Here is a 17,783-nt window from a genome sequence, read left to right on the forward strand (position 1 = left end):
TTACGCGGCGCGCTTGGCCTGCTGATCGCGCAGTTCGTCCAGCTGCTGGCGCATCAGCTTGAGTTCGTCCTGGGCGATGCGGCTGCGCTGGAACTGCGCCTCGCCCTCGGCCTCGTGGATTGCCTTCTCCAGCCGCTCGATCCGGCGAGCGATATCCCGCAGAACCGACAGGACTTCCCGGTTGTCCGAAACCACAGGGGCGGCCGGCGGTTGGATCGGGGTGATGTTGACCGGGTAGCGGTCGTTCGCCGCCGTCTGGTACATGCCGGCGATCCGCATGCTGTCGACCGACGACGCGACCGCCGCGCCGCCGCCCTGCCACAGCAGCTCCGGCCCGCGTTCTCCCACCCACACGGCGCCGGGCGGGGTGGACATGGTGCCGGAGGCAAAGCCCGGCACCCCGGCGGAATGAGCCGCGCCACGCACCGCCGCCTCGAACGCAGCGGCGTGGCCGAGCCGGACCCAGGCATTGAGTCCGGCATCAATCCCGCCGTCATAGCCGGCCGCCTTCACCGCGGCGAGTTGCTGCGCCTGGGTCAGCGCGTCCCAGGCCCGGCCGACATCCTCCGGAGCGCCATACCGCGCCCCGCTGCCGATGGTGGCGACATTGCCCTCGAAGGTCGCCGCCCGGCTCGTGTCGGCGGCCAGCCATAGGTTGAACGCCTCGTCCACCGATCCGCCCCAGCCCATGGCGCGGGCAATGCCGAACTGCTGCTCGGCCGACAGCCCGTCCCAGGCCGACTGAACCGACGCCGGTGCGCTGTAATGCGGCCGGGTGTCGGAGGTGCCGGTCAGCGCCAGGAGCGGAGTCAGCGCCGCCTGCCAGACGGCGAGGCTCTGACCCATCGTGTTCTTGAGGGTGTCGAGTGAACCGAGTTGCTTCTGACCGACGGCGGCGGCTTCTGCCCGGCCCTTCTGAAGCTCCTTGAGGGCGTCCTGGGCAGTCTTGAGTTGAGCACCGGCGGTCGCGGCAGCGCTGTCCGGGGCCACGGTGCCGAGTTCACCCAGCACCTTCATCACCTCGTCATAGAGCGACCGGGCGGTACCGCCGCTGTTCTCCTTCTCGATGCTGGTCAGCGTCTGGCCCAGGCTGATCAGATTCGAGCGGGCAGTGTCCCGATCCGCGTCGCTGGCGGTTGTCGACTGGACGGTGGCGAGGGCCGCATCCCACTGGCGTTTGGTCTCGGCCAGCCGCTCCTGCGGGCTGATCGGTGCGTCCTGGCTGATCGCCAGGGCATCGCGCGCGGCGGCGAACTGAGCCGCCGCCTGCGACACCTTCAGCGCCCCATCCTGCAGGTCGGAGATGAAGGTCTGGCGGGCGGTGATTTCCTGATCGTACCAGGACAGGACATCGGCCTGCGCCAACTCGAACGCCTTCAGACCGCGCTCCGCTGCCTGGACCTGAACCAACTGGCCCGTGTCGCGCCCGTCCTCTTTGGCCTTGAGCAGCTCCTGCCGCTGCTGCTCATCCAGCGTGATCAGCCCGGACCCGCGGGCATTGCCGAGTGCGGCATACATGCGGGAGTCCACGCCCGCGTTGAAGGTTCTGGTAGCCTCCGCCGTCGCGTCGTTGAGCTTCTTCATCGCCGCCGTCGCCGCGGTCACCACCTCCGGCGTGTCGGCGAAGGTGGTGATGATCTCCTGTAGGCTGGTGCTGGTGATCGACCCACTCTTGACCAGCCCTTCCATGCCGGCGGTCAGCGTGCCGGTGACCTTCGCCATCTGCTCTGCCCGGTCGGCGCCCTCCGGCCACAGCGCGTTGACGTCCTTCACCGCAGTCTTGTAGCTGTCGATCAGCCCGGTGGCCGAGTCGTAGCCCTCCTCGCCCTTCGCCTTGCGATAGGCGGTGTCCAGGCTGTTGCTGTAGGACTTCTGTTCCTTCTTCAGACCATTGGCGAAACCTTCGTTCAGCTTGGCAGCCAGTTCGTCGCCGACGATGCCCACCGAGGCGAAGGCTTTCACGAGATCCGTGGCCGTGTTCGACCACTTGCCCTTGAGTTGCTCGACCTTCTGTTGCTCAGGGCTGCTTTCGATTGTGGTGCCGGCCACCTCGTCCAGCAGGCGCTTCTTGACCGCGCCCAGCGCCTCCATCTGCTTGGTCGCGCCGAACAGTGCGTCGGGCACGGCTTGCCCGGCCGCGGTGTAGGCCGTGGCGGCCCGCTTCATATCGGCAGCGAGCGTGTCGAAGTCCTTGCCGATCGGCGAGAAGGTGCCATCGCCAAGGGACTGAACGATGGTGTTCAGCTCGTCGACGCGGTCCTGGGCCAGCCCGACGGCATCGAACTGGACCTGAAGCGCTGCCCGTTGAGCGGCCTTTTGCACTGCTGCATCCGCCGCGGCTTTTTCAGCCGCCGCAGTAGCATCCCGGTCAGCCGCAGCCCTGGTGTCGGCGGCGGCCAGATTGCTGCTGTACCGGTCGGGGTCGCCGCCATTTCGTGCGATGGCGCCCGATGCGGTGCTCGCAGTCCCCGTGGCGCCGGAAAACCTTCCGTTGGCGTCGATTGATCCGAGGGAGATGTGATCGACGCCCAGCTGGTCGGCCAGGGCTCCCAGCGCGAGGCCGAGGCCTGGAATGCCGGTCGCCAAGCTTGCGATGTCTCCGGCCAAACCGGCGGCATTGATGCTCAGTTGGGTGTTGTTCAGACCGGTCTCTGGATCGACGCCGATGGACTTGTTGATGTTCAGTCCATACTTCAGTGCGGCATTTTCCAGCCAGCCGGACAGCGATGTCCCGAACACGTTGTCGACAGCGGCAGCCGTTGCTGTGACCTGCTCGGAGGTCGGAGACGCATAGCTCGCGGCTCCGCCGAAGCCGATCGTGCTTGACCGATCATCCGCGGTGAACGAGCCGAAGCTGTAGCCCCCGTACGACTGCATGTCGCCTTGCGACATCGGCGTGCTGCTCGTCCTGCTGATCGACGGCCCTTCGCCCGCCGTCCCCGCTCCGCCGGAGTTGCCACCCGAGCCACCAGAGGAGTTGCCGCTCGATCCGCCGCCAGAGCCCGCCGACCCGCCGGAACCGGGGCTGCCATGATCCCCGCCGCCATACTCGAAACCGAGCAGGCCGGTTTCCGGGTTGATGGTGCCCGGATGGCCCAGCGCCCGACGAACCGCCGCCAGCTCGTCGCCGCCACGGAGGTGGATCAGGGTGTCATCCCGGCCTTGCCCCATCTGGGCAAGCATCTGGGCGCTTTCGCGGGCGTTCCAGATGCGCTCGCCGCCGGAAAGCCGCACAACCTCCGGGCCTTCTTCGCCGACGACGGCCCAGCCGGCGGGCGCCGACAGCGTTCCGCGAGCGAACCCCGGCAGCTTGGCGCCTTTGCTGACCGCGAAGACGGTCTGCGCATTGTCGACCACATCCAACAGCGTCTTGCCGAAGGTATTGGCGTCGTCCACACCGGCCTGGAATTGCGTGAACAGGTCGGAAATGCTGGACCGCAGGCCGGCGATCTGCCGGTCGAAGCCATTGGCGAACTCCAGGTGCCCCAGCGCCTCCTCCAGGCTGGTGGAGGTCTCATGGGCCAAGGCGTAGGCAACGGCCGGAACCGCCGACTGCATGCCCTTCAGCAGCTCGAGAGCGGCCTGCTCCGCGCTCTTCGTCTTGCTGTCGATGTAGCTGCCTTTGTTGGTCGGCGTGAGGTTCAGCCGGCCAATGATGTCATTCAGGCCTTTCGCGAGTTTGTTTGCGTCGCTGTTAAATCTCGTCGCGTCGCCGTCATTGTCCTGGGCAGAGGCGCCAAGCGCATAGCGGCCGTTGGCGCCCAGGGTGATGTGGCTGATGCTGTATTTGTCGCCCCGATCCTTGGCGCCCGACACGGCGGAGAGCAGAGCACCGCCGACGGACAGGACCGCACCGGCCGTCTTGGCGTAGCTGTTCTGCATGGTCATCAGCACGCCGCCGGCCGCGGTCAGGCCGCCGCCGATAACCTGTCCGGTCGAAGCTTGCTTCTGTGTCGCGGCGGTCAGGCCGCCGACCACTGCCAAGCCGCCCGTGGCGAGCTGGCTGTAGGTCGGGTTCCAGCCCCAGAGGCCGTCCGCCGCCGGCATTGGACCGACAAAATCCTTGGACGGTGCCGCCTGCTGTCCGAAAATCGGCTGGTCCAGCCATGATCCACCCGCCCCCTTCGTCGCCGGGGCAAAGCTGGTGGACCCATCGGCGTTCTTGATGACCTTCTGCTGCTGGCCGCCGCGGCCACCGAAGAGCTCGCTAATCCAATCGCCGGCCCCACCCAACAGCTTCTGGATGCCACCGAGGAAGGTGTCGGCTCCATCGTCCACCGCCGTGCTGAACTTTGTCGCGCTTTCGCCCGCCTGGGTCAGCCCGTCGCCTGCGGAGATGGCATTTTCGTTGATATGAGAGACGGCCCGGCTCTTCACCTCGATAACGGCAGAGGCGTCCTTGGTGACCGAGGTCAGCCCCAGCGCGCTATCCACCCACGATTGCTGTGTAGCGGTCATCGTCTGGGTGCTGTCGTTGGCGCCGCGTTGGACCTCTACCGCGTCAAGCTGTGCCTGGAGAGCGCGCTCCTGCGCCGCGGTCACGGTGTCGGTGCGGGCGCCCAGGGTCGCGACATCGGTGCCGACGCTCTTAACGGTTTTCCCGAACGTCTCGACGTACTTGACCGTTTCGCCCGGCAGCGCCCGACCCTTGGTCAGATATTGCTGCACCCGAGTTGGCCCGGCATTGTAGGCGGCTGCGGCCATGTTCCAGTCGCCATGGAACTGCCGACCGAGCATCGCAAGATACTTGATGCCGCCCCGGACATTTTCCTGGGTATCGGTCGCATCGACTCCCAGCCACTTTGCCGTGCCGGGCATCAGCTGCATCATACCCATAGCTCCGGCACTGGAGGTCAGAACGCTCCCGTCAGGGCGGAATTGCCGGAAGCCGCTTTCCATCTTGGTGATGGCGAGCGCCACCTCATCCGGCACCCCCTGCGCTCGCGCTTCCGACAGGACCAGCGACTGCGCCCGGACCAAGTCGGTGACCTGCCCGCCGTCCTTGATCGCCACAGGCAGAGGCCGGGCGTCCGTCGCGGACAGGGTGGCGATGCTGGCGACCGTGCCGCTCGCGGATGCCGCGGGCATTTGCCTGCCGGTCATGGCCTGCGGATCGAGCGCAACCGCAGCGGCAGACCCGGCAATCTGTACCCACATGGCATTGTCCGCGGAGGTGCCGAGACCGCCTTTCACGGTGCCGACGATGCGCTCCAGCCGTCCCGGGTCGTTGGCCGGCTTGGGCACGTTGTCGTTCGCGGTCGTGACGCCGCCGGACATCAGCTTGGTCAGCGTGCCGGTCAACCAAGTCTCAGCGGGCTTGGTGATGAGCGTGCGAACAAAGACCCGCTTCAGATCTTCAGCCAGGGCCTTGCCGGCATCGCTGGCCTTCTTGGCGCCGACAACCACATCCTCGAACGCCGTGGTGATCGGCTGGGCGATGTCGGCGGCTTGCTGGGCGGCGTCCTGCAACTGGCTGTTCACCCGCGCCAGCTCGCCGGCCTGCCGGATATAAGCCTGGGTGCCAGCGTCGGTCAGGTCGACGCCCTTGTCGCGCAACTCGTTCGTGGTCTGGATCACCGCCACGGCCTTGGCGCGCTCCGCGTTGCTCTGACCGAGCATGGCGTATTCGCTGTTGGCGAGTTCGACGGCCCGGCGCTGCTCCTCCGCCATCTGGGCGAACTGCTGCGAGCGCTGCGCCGAGTCGCGGGCCAGGATGCCGGCGCCGATGTCACGGATCTGGCCGGCGTCCTTGGTCGGGTCCAAGCCGCGCTTGCGGGCCTCGGCCAGGGCCTCGTTGGCGAGCGCTGCCTCCCGCGCCGCGTTGGCGCCCTGTCCCCAGGCGGCAGCCAACCGGTTGGCGTCCTCGGTCTGCTGCTTCAGCGTAGCGTCGAAAGACGCGGACTGGATTTTGCGCTGTGCATCGTCCAGTGACCGGAGCCGCGTCACGATGGCGTTGTACGGCTCGATGGTGCCGCGCGCCACCTCTGCCATGGCCTTGGTCTGGATCTCGGCCTCGCGCACTGCCGCGGTGGACTGGCCGTAGGCGCGGGCCACCAACTCGGCGCCAGCCACCTCGGCGGCGGCGGCTCGGTTGTTGTCGTTGACGGCGACCTCCAGTTGGAGCCGCGCTTCCCGCTGGCGGAGCAGGAGAAGGTTCTCCTTCGGAGTGCCCTCCAAGTGCTTATCCCGCACTTCGTCCTGCGCCCGCATCGCTGCGGTTGCCATGGCGCGGTCTACCGCGTTCCCGCGCAGGGCCTCGGAGAGGCGGTCCACCTCATGGGTCTGCGCCTTCACATACTCCGTGGCCTTGGCGTCCCGCGCCTTCCGGGCAGCGTCATCATCGGCGCCACCGGTGACGGAGGCGCCGTTCGGGTCTTTGGCCGGCGTAGCGGTTGCCGCGGCGGCCTTGGCCTTGCCGGTGATCGCATCGATCCGCTTTTCCAGGGCGGCGACTTCGGCACGGGCGCCCTCCAGCTCGGGCCGGAAGCCGCCACCCGGATCGCTGGCGCCGGCATGCGCCTCCAGATCGGCCACCCTGCTCTTGGCCTCGTCCAGCCGCTTCCGCAGGGCGGCCTCGTCCTCCGGACCGAACAGCCGGTTGGCGATGTAGCTGCCCACGATGGTCGGGCCCGGCGCGACCGCATAGGCGCCGATCTTCGCGATCTTGCCGAACCCTTCCAGGCTCGGGTTCGCGATGAAGTCGGCAACATCCCGGAAGGCGTCGGACACGGCGACCGTGATGGAGATGACGAGAGGCGACGTTGCGGCAGCATCCACCAGCCGGTTGAACTCCACGCCAAGCTCGTGCATGGCCGTGGCTGCCGGGCTCATGGCGTCCTTGCGCATGCCGTCGAAGCGGCGATGCAGGGCGTCCAGCGCCACGCCCAGCGCCTCGGACTGCCGGCCATGCTCCGCCATCACGCGGACAGCTTGAGCCTCCGCCGGGCTCAGGAAACCGATGGCCTCCTGAAGCTTCATGATCGCCGGGTAGCCGTCCGTCACCATGGCGGCCAGCTGCTTGGTCATCTCGTCGACCGAGCCGCCCATGCCGGCGGTGATGTCGCTGCCGAGCAACGCCAACTCGCGACCGCGGGAGGCAGAAAGGCCGCGGGTGGATGCTAGAACTTTCGAGGTGGCGAAACTCTCGCCCCGGTCGGCCCCGCCCTCGTAAAGCGCCTTGCCGACATCGCGCAGGTATCCGGCGGTCGCCTGCGACTCGGTGCCATAGGTCCGCATCGTGGCGGTGAGATCGCGGATCTGGCTGTTGATCTGGATTGCCCGCGTGCCGACCAGCGCGAAGGCGCCCACCACCGTCGTGATGCCGAGCGCGACCAGCGCGACGGGCGAGACCAGCAGCGCCCAGGCGCGGGACAGACCACCCACGGCACCGACAGCCTGCGGCGCCTGCTGAAGCATGGCCGTGATGGCGCTCTGGCCGCTGCCGACCTGCACCACGAAGTCCTGGATCTGGTAGCCGAGGTTCAGCGACTCGTGCGCGGCCAGCTTCGTGCTGGAGGCGGCGCGGGTGGAAAGCTCGTGCTGATCCTTGAGCTTCGCCGACAGGGCGGCATGCTCCTGGGCGGTCAGCCTGATCCCGCCGACGCCGTCGGTCAGAGCCTTGTCGAGTTGCTGCTGCGAGGCGGCCAGCTTCTCGTCGGCGCCGAAGGTCTTATCCAGCGTGCCGATCAGCGAGCGGAGGGCCGTTTCCTCGGCCTTCACCGCGGCAGCGGTCTCCTTTTCGGCTGCGATGATCATGGCCGCATCCGCTTCGCGCTCCCGCACCGCGGCGTCCCAATCGGCCGACATCTTCGCCAGGGCAGCGCGCTCCGCCTGCTCAACCTCCTTCGCGGCGGTCGCATGTGCGGTGGCAAGATCCTTGGCCTTCCTGATCGCCGGATCGTGGGCAGCCGCATAGGCGGTCAGCAGCCGGGTTGCCTCGGCCTCGTCCACGCCCGCCCGGCGGATCGTCGCCTGAAGCTCCGCCAGCCCGGTTTCGCACCGCTGCTGGGCAACGTCGGTCAGCCCGAGGGAGGCGCGGTAGCTGTCCAGCTTGGCGTCGGCCTCGGCGAAGGCGGCGGTGATGTCGTCCAGGCGCTGCGCGCTGCCGTCATCCCCGAAGGTGATGGAGCCGGTCCCGCTCGATCCCCGGCCGGTGGTGGCGTAGCGCGTCGGGCCAATGACCGCGGCGTTTGCCGTCTGGCGGGACAGACCGACCGAGTCGTTGATGGCCTTCTGCGCCGCGGACACGCCGCGCAAGCTGGCCTCCAACCCCTTCGCCCCGGCCGCCCATTCGGTCATCTCAGCATGGCCGGACAGGAAATCGGCGTTCAGCGCCCGCAACGCGCGGGCGGCCTGGGTCAGGCCGTTGGTCGCGCTGCCGGCCGTCTCGTAGACCTTGCCCAGCGCGCCGGCCCAGCTACCGGCCGATGCAGTGGCGGCGATCATGCCGGCCGACATCCCGCCGGCGGATGCGGTCGCAGCGGCAGCTCCGGCCTCGATGTCCGCGAAGAACTTCGCGACCCTGGCCCGAGCGCGCTCCGTCGCGCCCTCGATCTTCGCCATGATGGCCGCGCGCTGCTCCTCCTTTGCGGCGGCGGACGCGCTGGATTGCTCCAGATCCTCCAGGTCTTTCCGGTAGCGCGCCGTGGCCTTGGCGATCTCGTTCGCCTCGCGCTTGGTGCGGTCGTACTTGTTGGCGAGCTGGTCCGCCGTCTGGGTATGCCGCTTCACACGCTCGTCGGCGCGCTCCACGGTGCCAGCATAGGCGTCGATGGCCTTCCCGGCGGCGGCGGCACCGGCAGCAACCTCGTCGGTCGCCTTCTTCGTGCCCTTGCCGGCACGCTCCGCCTTCGCCTCGGTGGCGCTGAAGGCGTCGCCCAGGCCCGTGACCGCGTCGGTCGCCTTCTTGGCGCCAGCCGACACACCGTCTTGGAAGCCTACGTCAAGGCTCTCGATCTGATCAGTCATGGGCGGTCCTCGGGTGCATCAGCGGCGGGGCTGGATGATCAGGGCGGGGCTTTCCACGCGCGTGCCTTGCCGGCCACGGGAAAGCCCTTTGTGCTTGCCGGTGGTCCAGACCTGCCGCTGGCGCAGGCGGTACTGGTTGGGGAAATCCATCGTGTAGACCCGCTTGACCTCCACGAGGTCGCCGAAGCGGGAGCGGATCGCCTTCACGGCATCATCGAACAGACCGGGCGGCACCGGGAATGACAGCGACTGACCCCCGATCAGCTGCACGTCGACCTTGCGGCTGTAGGGCAGCACGTTGCCGATGATGATCTCGGTGATGGTGGGGGACAGCGCCGCAGGGTTGAACTGTGCGGCGGGGACGAACCGGCCACCGGCGTCCCCGCGGGGCGATGAACTGTCCTTGATCCCGAAATAGAAGCCGTCCCGGTAGTGCGCCGTCTTGCCCGTGGCAGGGTTCAGCGGGGCGGAGGATCGGGGCGGCGAGCGGTTGATGAGGAACGACAGGGCGAAGGTGCAGACCGCGCCCATGATCGAGAACCGGTAGACGATCCGCCCGCCATCGGCTGGCCGAACTGCGGTCTCGGGCGCACCCTCGACCCCATCGACCCAGCGCCGATAGCGGCGGGTGGCCCGGCCGGCGGCGATCAGCCTGTCCCGCTCGGTGATGGCGATTTCCGCCAGCCGGCGGGATTGGGCCTCTGGAGAGAGCGCCCGATCCACGAAGACCCGGAGCCGGGCGTTGAAGGCTGCTGCTTTCGTCGCCATCGCTCACTCCGTCGTCGGCTTCTTGTTCGCCTCCTTCACCTTCTCCGCCCACCACTCGGCATAGACGCCGTCCATGGCGCGAAGCAGGCGGAGAAGGAGGGGGAGGTCGTGCCCGTGGTCGTCGGCATAGGCGCGGGCCACTGACCACGGGATGTTGCAGGGGCTGGGCGGCCCCATACCGCCGCCCCGCCATTGCCGGTCATCGGAGAGCGCGTGCCAGGCACGCCACGCCCACCGGCACCAGGGCAGGGGTTCGACCGCCTCGCCCTCGTCATCCAGGCGGGCGGCCACCATCTCGGCCGCGTCGGGGTCATCCTCCGCAAGGTCGGCCAGCAGATCGTTGCTGTCCGCCTTGCGGTTGAGATGGTCCCGTAGGGCCGCCGTCAGTTTCCCTCGGCTTCCTTTGCGTCGGCCTCGCGGTCGGCGGAGACCATGCCGGCGGCGGTGAAGGCCGCGGTGGCGAGTTCGGAGAAATCCGGATCGCGGATGGTGTCGCAGAACTCCTCGAAGGAGACCGGGTTGCCGTCGTCGTCCGTCATCTTGACGTCGAGCAGGCAATGTTTGATCAGGCATTCGATGTTGATCGAGCGCTTCATCGCCACCGGCAGCTTCTCCGTATCACCGCCGAAGCCCTTGGCGGCCTTGCGCTGCTTGGATGCCTGGGCGTCCTGATACTCGTCGGTGAAGCCGCGGGTGAGGATCTGCAGATCGAGATCGGGGTCGGGACGCTTCCAGGCGCCGGAGGTGAGGGCGGCGGTGGAGCGCTTCAGGGATGCGAGGTTTGCCACGGTCGAAAGTCCTTGATTGGTCGGTTGGTCGGAAATGCGCGATGGTTGGGCGGGCGCCGACCAAACGCCCGCCCGCGGCCCGCGCGTGCCGTCATGCCGCCGGCAGGGCCGGCAGCCTCTTTCCCGTGGTCGTCGGGGTCTCGTCAGATCAGCGGACGAACTCGAACCGGTTCACGATCAGCTGCGCCCCGGTCAGGCTGTCCTTCGAGCCGGACAGCTTCACCGGCAGCATGACGTCCGTGTTCTTGCCGCTGATGTTGGGGTCGCCTTCCTTCGGGGTCAGGCGCGGAGCCTCCCAGACCATCGCCTGGGTGCCCTTCTGGAGGCGGGCGTTGAGGCTGGTGGGCGTGCCGGCCAGCACCTTGGCGAGCAGGTCCGCGTTGCCGAAATGGGTGTCCAGATCGACCGACACATCGCAGGAGCCGTCCACCACATCGACCGGACCCATGGCGATGCTGTCGCCGTCAGCCGCCGCGTCGATGGTCCTCAGGTTGTTGTTGAGGGTGAACTTCACCCCCTTCGCCCAATTGGGCTTGCCGAGGGCCGCGCCGGCTTCACCGATCCGGCCGCAGTTGGCGCTGAACGCCATCACCGGATAGAGGTTGCTGTCCGGCTCGGCATCGGGCGTCGCGTCCAGACTGGTCGGGCTGACGATCCCCTTCATCCCGGTGAAGGAGATCGAACCGGTGGCCTTCTCCTTGGCCTGCCCGCCGAACTCCAGCGTGTTCACCCGCATACCGGTCTGGGCGATGTAGGATGGCGGCGTGTGATCCATGAAGCCGCGCTCCAGGGTCAGGCCGATCTGCTCCACGCCGTTGACCAGCACGTCCCCGAAAAACACCCGGATCGACTTCCCGGCACCGGTGTCTGCGCCCCATTGGCCCGGCAGGTTGTCCAGGGTCAGCTTGCGGGCAGCGATGCCGACCACGCGGGCAAAGCCGTTGGTGCCGGCGGTGGCGAAGCGGTTGCCGGCGGCGATGTCGCCGGGCTTCACCCACTGGCCGACCCGCAGGCCGAGCGTGGTGAAGTCCAGCCCACCGGCCTCGGAGGTCAGCCCGTCGGCCACGGCCTTGATGTCGTCGGCGGCGCCCTCGAACCCGACAACCTTCATGCGGGCGCCCGTGGCCGGGCTCGCCTCGTCCACCAGTCCGGCACCGACGAAGGCCGGGGCAGTCGCGCTGCCGGTCGTGACCTTGGCGAGCTTGTTGCGGTTGGCGGCGGGGCCGAACCCGCTGAAGTAGACCAGATGACCGGTGACGAAGGCGGCGGCATTCGCCACCGCAACAACCTGGGTCGAAGCGGTAACCGACTGGATCACGCTGCCGGCGGTGCCGTCGTTGTCACGGCTCGGAGTGTTGCTCCAGCGGCTGCCGAACGCCGACTCCATCTCGCTAGACAACAGGCAGCCGTCAGCCGGGTAGTGCCATTCGATGCCGAGTTGGCCGTCGTTGGTCTGGCCGACCAGCACCGAGTCGGAGTTCATCCGGTCGTCGCGGATGTCGTCGCTGTCGACGTAGACCGCCTTGTTCGACAGGCCGATGGACGTGACGCGCTGCTTGCGCATGCGCGGGGTGGTGGGGGTGGTGCCGTACGTCGTCTCGGCGACGCCGGTCAGGCGGACACGGTTGGAACTGGACATGGTGGCGGCTCCTTTCAGCCGGGCATGAAAAAAGCCGCTCGGGCGGTGCCGGCGGCGTGGTGATCGTCAGGGGTGGGGGGAGGTGGATCAGGCGGCGGGCGGCTCGGTCGCGTCGCCAGCGGGCGCCTTACCGCCCTTCTTCGCGGCGCTGGGCTCCGACTCCGCGGCGGCGGGCATGGCGATGTGGCCGAGGCGGACCCAATCGGCAAAGGTCAGCTGGCCGTCGATGTCGGCCTCGGTGACCGGCTGGCCGGCGGCGAATCGGCGGCTGAGGGTGGTGAAGGACTTGGCGACGATGGGGGTGGGGGTGGTCTCAGCCATGATGGCTATCCTCTCTTCCAGTCGATGACGATGTGCATGCCCCACCAGTTGCCGGTGTCGTCCTTGGCGCCGATGGGGTCGAAACGGATGTCCTGAAACTCGACGGTGCCGATGTCCTGCCCGCGGCACATTTCGGCGAAGGCGGTCAGCAACTCGCGGGTCAGCTCGGAGCCGGTGCCGACCGGCACGAAGACGAACAGCATCAGCGAGCCGGTTTCCTCCCACCGATCGGTGTCCGGGCTGCCAGTACCGATGCTGGCCTGCCCCCACAGGTCGCCGTCGATCAGCACCCGGCCCCAGGCGTTGACCACCGGCCTATTGGTGCTGGGGTCTATCGAGCCGTAGGGCTGCGGCGGCGTGATCGGCTCGTTGTCCCATTCCAGGGGGCAGTCGTGCGGCGCGACGTCCGGCCAATTGGCCTGGATGAAAGCGCGGATCGCGTTGAAGGCTTGGATCGTCGCCATGGGGTCAACCCTTCGCTTCCATCCACCAGCCGCCGATGCGCTCGCCGGGGGTGGAAACCGTCAACGTCTGACCGCCGCCGGTCCAGGCGCCGTTCGCGATGGTCGGCTTGATGATGACCAAATCGCCCTTCTGCGGCCCGCCGGCCGGGAAGGCGGTTTCCGCCAGGGCGTCGGCCGCGATGATGACCGAGAAGGTCCGTTGCGCGGCGCTGCCGTTCAGGGGGTCATTGCCGGTCTCCCGCCAGAACGCCTGGAGGATCACTTCGGTGAAGGCGGGTTGCAGGCGGCGCAGCACAACCGGCTTGCCACGCTTGCCGATCATGCGGGCTTCGCGGGAGCGGGCCATGGCCTCACCCCCCGGCGACATCGACAAAGCCGGCCGCATAGAGCGAGTCGAGCACATCAACCGGCAGGGCCGAACCGGAGGCCGCCATGCTGCCGACCCAATATTCCGTACGCCCGACGCCGTCGGTCTCTTCGGCCTTCACCGTGATATCCCGGCCCTTGGCCTCCCAGCGCAGCCGCACCAGCCGCTTCACGGCATCCTGCAGGACCGTTGGCATCTTATCGACCGCCCAGCCCGACACGATGGTGACGGCAATCTCTTCGCGCTCCCAGCAGCCAGCCCGGCCGCCCGAGACCAGCCGCGACAGCAGCCCGGATTTCGGCTGCCCTCGATAGAAAGCGCTGTCCAGGGCCTCCCCGCCGATGGCGACGGCGGTCACGCGGGCCGGGTAGCGCCAGGGAAGCTCCAGCACGTTCCCGTTCGGGGTTTCGTCAGCGCCGAAGGTGACAACCGCCACCTCCGCCACAAAGGTGGCCGGAGCATCGCCGGCATCGTCGCCAGCGATCCGGCATGCCTCCGCAACCCGGTCGGACGCGGACAGGGCTTCCGCCTCCAGCCAAGCGTCGGACAGGGTGTCGCCGGCATCGATGCCGAGTTCCGCCTTGAGGGCGTCAAGAGCGCACAGCCGACGGTCGGTTGCGGGGGAGGTGACGACGATGGTCGGCATAGATCACCCCTTGGTGGTGTAAGGAACGCCCCGCGACGTTGCCGCCGGCTTCGCCGGTCGCAGATCGCGCGTGATGCGCTGGGGCTGTTCGACGGGCGCCGGCTTCGCGACTTCGTCCCGCTCCGGTGCGCTCGCCATCACTGGGCGCTCTTGGCGACGCGGGGAGGGGTCACGGTGCGCCGCTGACCTTCAGTCACCTCGGGTTCGGGCTTCGCCTCAGCGGCGGGCTTATCGCCGGCGGGGGCGATACCGGAGGCCGCGTCCTCGCCGCCGGGCGCCGGGCCGATCGCCACCCCGGCGTCGGCGGCGCTCCGGTCGGCCGCCAGGATGCTCTCGGCGTGGAACACGAGATCGCCAATCGGCGTGGTCGGATCGACATCGATGCCGCGCTGCCGGAAGCCGGCCAGCAGGCTATCCAGCTGCTCCCCCAGGGTGGGCGGCCCGTCCTCGGCGCTGTCGAGCGGGGTGGAGGTGGCCGCCACAGCCACGCGCTTGGCGATGAATGAGGCCGCTTGAGCGGCGGGAAATGAGGCGGTTTCCCCTGCGAGATAGGGGGTGTGGTTCTTCAGGAAGCGCACGAGCATGGTGCATGGCGGGGCCTTTCGACCCCGCCCCTTCTGGTTCTGGTTGGGGACCGGATCAGACCAGCGTGCCGCTGACCGGGTTCTCGGTGGCGCCGGCCAGGATGTAGGTCACCCCGAACTCGCAGACGTCCGTGTTGGCCGCCGACAGGTTCGGCGTCACCTGAAGCCGGACATACCGGCCCGTGCCGCTCAGGTCGAAGTCCAGCTCCACCACACCGGTCACGGTTCCGCTGCCGCCCGGCCCGGTGCCAACCACGGTGGCCGGCAGCGCCGGGCCGTAATCGTCCGCACCGGTGCCGCTGCTGTCGCTGGCGTCCTGAAGGTTGGCGGCGAAGGTCAGCGTCGCGGCGGCGGCCAGCGTGGCGGTGTAGGTCACCACGGCCTTGAGCGACGCGAAGCCGCGGCGGTCGACCCAGGCGCAGTTGACCTCGATGTTGTCGCCGGCTCCACCGGCCGTCACGTCGACGCCGGCAACGCCGTGGCGGGCGGCGATCAGCGCCGCCGCATTCTGCATGGATGCGTGCATGGTGATATGCCTCCCGCTCGGGTTAGTAGCTGACGCCGGTGATGCAGGAGCCGGCTTCCGGCCGCTCCAGCTTGCAGTCGGCGTACAGCTCCATGTGGATGAGGATTTCGTTGGTCTGAGTCAGGAAGTAGCTCTTCCCGTCCGCGCCGATGTAGCCGCCCTCCAGCGACACGCGGACCTCAGCGTCCGAGCCATTGGCAACGATGATGCTCGGGCCGTTGAAGAACAGGATCTCCGTGTTGGCCCCGCCCAGGTTCACGGGAACCTGATTGGTCTCCATGATCGGATTGCGCAGCAGGGTGTTGTTGACGTCGATGCTCGGGTAGATCTTGTTCCCGTTCGGGTCGCGCAGGTCGGCCAGCTTCGCCACGGTGCGCGGCGCCATCACCCAATAGCCGCTGGTGACGATGATGTTCGCCTCCTTCGGCTTCGTCACCGCCTTGCGCAGGTCCGCCTCGATGGAGGCCGAGTCGGCTCCGCTGCTGGCGAACACATTTCCGGCGGCGATCTGCGAGCGCAGGCCGAGCGGCACATGCTCGGTCCCGCCGCCACGGAGGAAGCCGGAGTCCTCATTGACCGCCGTGCGCTCCTGCAACCGGCGAACGACATAGCTTTCGAGGTTGCGCACCGCCGCGCCGCCGTTGCGTGCCTGATCCAGCAACCGGCGGGAGATGACCGCCTCGATGGCAAGGCGCTTGGGGTCGAGGCGGATGTCGCCGAACTTGAACTCGCCCGGCGTCGGCGCGGTGTTTTCACCGGTCCACGAACCGTTCGGCGCCTGCGTCTCCTTGGGCAGGATCATGGTGCCCGGCACGTTCAGGACCTGGGGCGACATGCGGCGCACCACCGTCATGTTGTCCAGGCCACCGATGATCACCGAGGCAAAGTCCGGGAGGGACAGCGCGCCGCCGGCCGCATAGTTGCTGAGGTTCATCGAGCGCTGGATGACGGCGACGGTGTCCTCGCCATAGGCCTGCCCGAGCCACTTCTCCGCATTCAGCTCGCCGCCCGTGTGGCGGACCATGATGTCGGCGAGCATGCGGCGGATCGGCGCCATCTTGACCACCTCCTCGCTGCCCTTCACGGTGGCCGGCAGCGGGGCGAAGGTGCCCTCCGGAGCGCTACGCGGCGTGGCGCCGCCGGCCGCCATGGTTTCCATCGCCACCGCGCGCTCCAGTTCCTCGCCCAGTTCCTTCGCGACCTGATGGGCGTCCGTGTACGCCTTCTCGGCGTCGATCACGGCCTTGGTCGCAGTCTCCTTGCCGGCGGCGTCGGCCGTGCGGAGCGCACTCTTGGCCGTGGTGATCGCGGCGGACGCGGTCTTGGCGGTACCAACCGCCGCGGCGAGTGCCTGGCGGATTTCGGGGATCGTCTTCATGAAATGCTCCACGCAAAAGAGGCCGGGCGCGAGGTGCGGCCGGCCGGTCATCCGCCAGGAAAGCGGATTGGGTTCCCCTGCGGTTAGGCGAGGGTGAGTTCGAGGGTCTTCAGTTCCAGCATCCGGAGGTCGGCCGCTCTGGTCTCCAGATCGTCGTCCTCGGTCGCGACCTGCTGGATCACGCCGTCGATCAAGTCGCGGGCCTGGGTCAGGCTGGCCTCGTTGGTGCTGGACAGCACGCGCCCGGCTTTGACGGTGAGGCTGGGAATGGCCTTGCCGTGCAGGGCACCGATGATGTCCTTCACGGTCAGCGCCGGAGCATCCTTGGCGATGTCGTCGCCTTCCTGCTCGCCCAGCTCGGCCAGCAATTCCCCGACCTCTTCCTGGGTCATGGCGATCAGCACGGCGCCCAGCTGGCGCATCGCGTCGGCCAGCATGCCGGGAACGGCGCTGTCGTCACCTTCCCAATCCGCCTCGGCGGCGGAGCTACCCTGGATCCAGTTGAGGTCAGAGAGGGTGCTGGCGAGATGGCCGATGTGCCACAACCCCTTGGCGGTCAGCGGCGGCGCGGCCTTGGCTACAGCCCCCTCCACCGACCTCTCCGCCATGTTGGCGAGGCGGAGGATTTGCCCCTTCACCCCCTTCTGCGCCGTCTTGGCGATGGTGCGGAATTCGCTTGCCAGCTTCTGCGGCACGGCGGCGGCGGCGCGCAGCTTCGCCAGTTCAGCGGCATCGATCGATACCGTGCCAGACCGCTCCACCACCAGGGCGCCGCGGACTGCCGGGACAGACACGAAGGATAGCTCCGCCAGTTCGCAGGTCTCGTATTTGACCCCGCCGCCCAGGTTGCAGCCGTTGGTGTCGAACCGCGGGGGGTTGGCCGGGTCCAGCGCCGACAGGTTCTTGCCCATGAAGCCGATGGACACGGCATTGACAACCTTGTTCTTCACACGGTTGTAAATCAGATCGGCAAGCTCGTCCTCGCCGGCCGGCGGGAACTGGACCAGGGCAGTCAGCTTGCCGTCGGTGACGCCGATCTCGGCGCAGTGGGCAATCGGCCGGTCCGGGTCGTGCTGCCACAGCACCACCGGGTTGGAGCGATAGGCGACGAGGTCGATGCCGGACTGAACCACCATGTCGCCGGCGCGGTCCACGTCGGGGGCCGAACAGATGACGCGGACTTGCCGCAGGTCGGACAGAGTGGTGGCAACACCGCTCTGTGTTTTGCGCTGGATGTTCATTTCAGTTCCTCGTGTAGCAAACGTGCCGTAGTCCGAGCGCACACGAAAGCGCTGTCCGGCGACTTGTGCAGGCTGGCGAAAGCCCCTATAATTT

General features: G+C 68.0%; 14 protein-coding genes. 1 reads left to right on the plus strand and 13 read right to left on the minus strand.

The window, feature by feature from the left end; all coding sequences use genetic code 11:
• Genes ACWPN8_RS13495 through ACWPN8_RS13505 form a run of 3 tightly spaced genes read right to left on the minus strand, consistent with a single transcriptional unit; the run spans position 1 to position 9,912 of the window.
• Positions 1–8,967, minus strand: coding sequence for a transglycosylase SLT domain-containing protein (locus ACWPN8_RS13495; RefSeq protein WP_492241093.1), 8,967 nt, complete (start codon positions 8,965–8,967; stop codon positions 1–3).
• Positions 8,968–8,985: 18 nt separating this feature from the next.
• Positions 8,986–9,735: a hypothetical protein gene (locus ACWPN8_RS13500; protein ID WP_492241094.1), complete on the minus strand. Its 750-nt coding sequence runs from the start codon at positions 9,733–9,735 to the stop codon at positions 8,986–8,988.
• Positions 9,736–9,738: 3 nt separating this feature from the next.
• On the minus strand, positions 9,739–9,912 hold the full coding sequence (locus tag ACWPN8_RS13505) for a hypothetical protein (RefSeq protein ID WP_492241095.1): 174 nt from the start codon (positions 9,910–9,912) through the stop codon (positions 9,739–9,741).
• 36 nt (positions 9,913–9,948) lie between these two features.
• Here ACWPN8_RS13505 and ACWPN8_RS13510 point away from each other — a divergent pair, with 36 nt between their 5' ends.
• Entirely contained in the window at positions 9,949–10,110 is a 162-nt protein-coding gene (locus ACWPN8_RS13510; RefSeq protein WP_492241096.1) for a hypothetical protein, read from the plus strand.
• A gap of 8 nt (positions 10,111–10,118) precedes the next feature.
• Here ACWPN8_RS13510 and ACWPN8_RS13515 read toward each other — a convergent pair whose 3' ends face one another.
• The 10 genes from ACWPN8_RS13515 to ACWPN8_RS13560 all read right to left on the minus strand — a co-directional run bounded on the left by ACWPN8_RS13515 (position 10,119) and on the right by ACWPN8_RS13560 (position 17,689).
• Positions 10,119–10,523 carry a hypothetical protein gene (locus tag ACWPN8_RS13515; RefSeq protein ID WP_492241097.1) on the minus strand — a complete coding sequence of 135 codons (405 nt, stop codon included), beginning with the start codon at positions 10,521–10,523 and terminating at the stop codon, positions 10,119–10,121.
• Positions 10,524–10,671: 148 nt separating this feature from the next.
• Positions 10,672–12,162 (minus strand): phage tail tube protein, encoded by a 1,491-nt coding sequence (locus ACWPN8_RS13520; RefSeq protein WP_492241098.1) that lies wholly within the window; start codon positions 12,160–12,162, stop codon positions 10,672–10,674.
• An 87-nt stretch (positions 12,163–12,249) separates the two neighbouring features.
• Positions 12,250–12,483 (minus strand): hypothetical protein, encoded by a 234-nt coding sequence (locus tag ACWPN8_RS13525; RefSeq protein WP_492241099.1) that lies wholly within the window; start codon positions 12,481–12,483, stop codon positions 12,250–12,252.
• Between the two features lie 5 nt (positions 12,484–12,488).
• Entirely contained in the window at positions 12,489–12,947 is a 459-nt protein-coding gene (locus ACWPN8_RS13530) for a hypothetical protein (RefSeq protein WP_492241100.1), read from the minus strand.
• A gap of 4 nt (positions 12,948–12,951) precedes the next feature.
• On the minus strand, positions 12,952–13,293 hold the full coding sequence (locus tag ACWPN8_RS13535) for a hypothetical protein (protein WP_492241101.1): 342 nt from the start codon (positions 13,291–13,293) through the stop codon (positions 12,952–12,954).
• Positions 13,294–13,297: 4 nt separating this feature from the next.
• Positions 13,298–13,960, minus strand: a complete 663-nt coding sequence (locus tag ACWPN8_RS13540) for a hypothetical protein (RefSeq protein ID WP_492241102.1) — start codon at positions 13,958–13,960, stop codon at positions 13,298–13,300.
• A 137-nt stretch (positions 13,961–14,097) separates the two neighbouring features.
• Positions 14,098–14,544 carry a hypothetical protein gene (locus ACWPN8_RS13545; protein ID WP_492241103.1) on the minus strand — a complete coding sequence of 149 codons (447 nt, stop codon included), beginning with the start codon at positions 14,542–14,544 and terminating at the stop codon, positions 14,098–14,100.
• Between the two features lie 55 nt (positions 14,545–14,599).
• Positions 14,600–15,070: a hypothetical protein gene (locus ACWPN8_RS13550; protein WP_492241104.1), complete on the minus strand. Its 471-nt coding sequence runs from the start codon at positions 15,068–15,070 to the stop codon at positions 14,600–14,602.
• Positions 15,071–15,092: 22 nt separating this feature from the next.
• Positions 15,093–16,448 carry a phage major capsid protein gene (locus ACWPN8_RS13555; RefSeq protein ID WP_492241105.1) on the minus strand — a complete coding sequence of 452 codons (1,356 nt, stop codon included), beginning with the start codon at positions 16,446–16,448 and terminating at the stop codon, positions 15,093–15,095.
• Between the two features lie 83 nt (positions 16,449–16,531).
• Entirely contained in the window at positions 16,532–17,689 is a 1,158-nt protein-coding gene (locus tag ACWPN8_RS13560) for an HK97 family phage prohead protease (RefSeq protein ID WP_492241106.1), read from the minus strand.
• Between the last annotated feature and the right edge of the window lie 94 nt (positions 17,690–17,783).

Source organism: Azospirillum sp. UENF 112521 (assembly GCF_058780665.1).

Bases quoted from the DNA above. Each gene is read 5' to 3' on its own strand.
- ACWPN8_RS13520 (WP_492241098.1), bottom strand. From the start codon at position 12,162: ATGTCCAGTTCCAACCGTGTCCGCCTGACCGGCGTCGCCGAGACGACG.
- ACWPN8_RS13540 (WP_492241102.1), bottom strand. From the start codon at position 13,960: ATGCCGACCATCGTCGTCACCTCCCCCGCAACCGACCGTCGGCTGTGC.
- ACWPN8_RS13545 (WP_492241103.1), bottom strand. From the start codon at position 14,544: ATGCTCGTGCGCTTCCTGAAGAACCACACCCCCTATCTCGCAGGGGAA.
- ACWPN8_RS13560 (WP_492241106.1), bottom strand. From the start codon at position 17,689: ATGAACATCCAGCGCAAAACACAGAGCGGTGTTGCCACCACTCTGTCC.
- ACWPN8_RS13535 (WP_492241101.1), bottom strand. From the start codon at position 13,293: ATGGCCCGCTCCCGCGAAGCCCGCATGATCGGCAAGCGTGGCAAGCCG.
- ACWPN8_RS13525 (WP_492241099.1), bottom strand. From the start codon at position 12,483: ATGGCTGAGACCACCCCCACCCCCATCGTCGCCAAGTCCTTCACCACC.
- ACWPN8_RS13495 (WP_492241093.1), bottom strand. From the start codon at position 8,967: ATGACTGATCAGATCGAGAGCCTTGACGTAGGCTTCCAAGACGGTGTG.
- ACWPN8_RS13550 (WP_492241104.1), bottom strand. From the start codon at position 15,070: ATGCACGCATCCATGCAGAATGCGGCGGCGCTGATCGCCGCCCGCCAC.
- ACWPN8_RS13530 (WP_492241100.1), bottom strand. From the start codon at position 12,947: ATGGCGACGATCCAAGCCTTCAACGCGATCCGCGCTTTCATCCAGGCC.
- ACWPN8_RS13500 (WP_492241094.1), bottom strand. From the start codon at position 9,735: ATGGCGACGAAAGCAGCAGCCTTCAACGCCCGGCTCCGGGTCTTCGTG.
- ACWPN8_RS13505 (WP_492241095.1), bottom strand. From the start codon at position 9,912: ATGGGGCCGCCCAGCCCCTGCAACATCCCGTGGTCAGTGGCCCGCGCC.
- ACWPN8_RS13555 (WP_492241105.1), bottom strand. From the start codon at position 16,448: ATGAAGACGATCCCCGAAATCCGCCAGGCACTCGCCGCGGCGGTTGGT.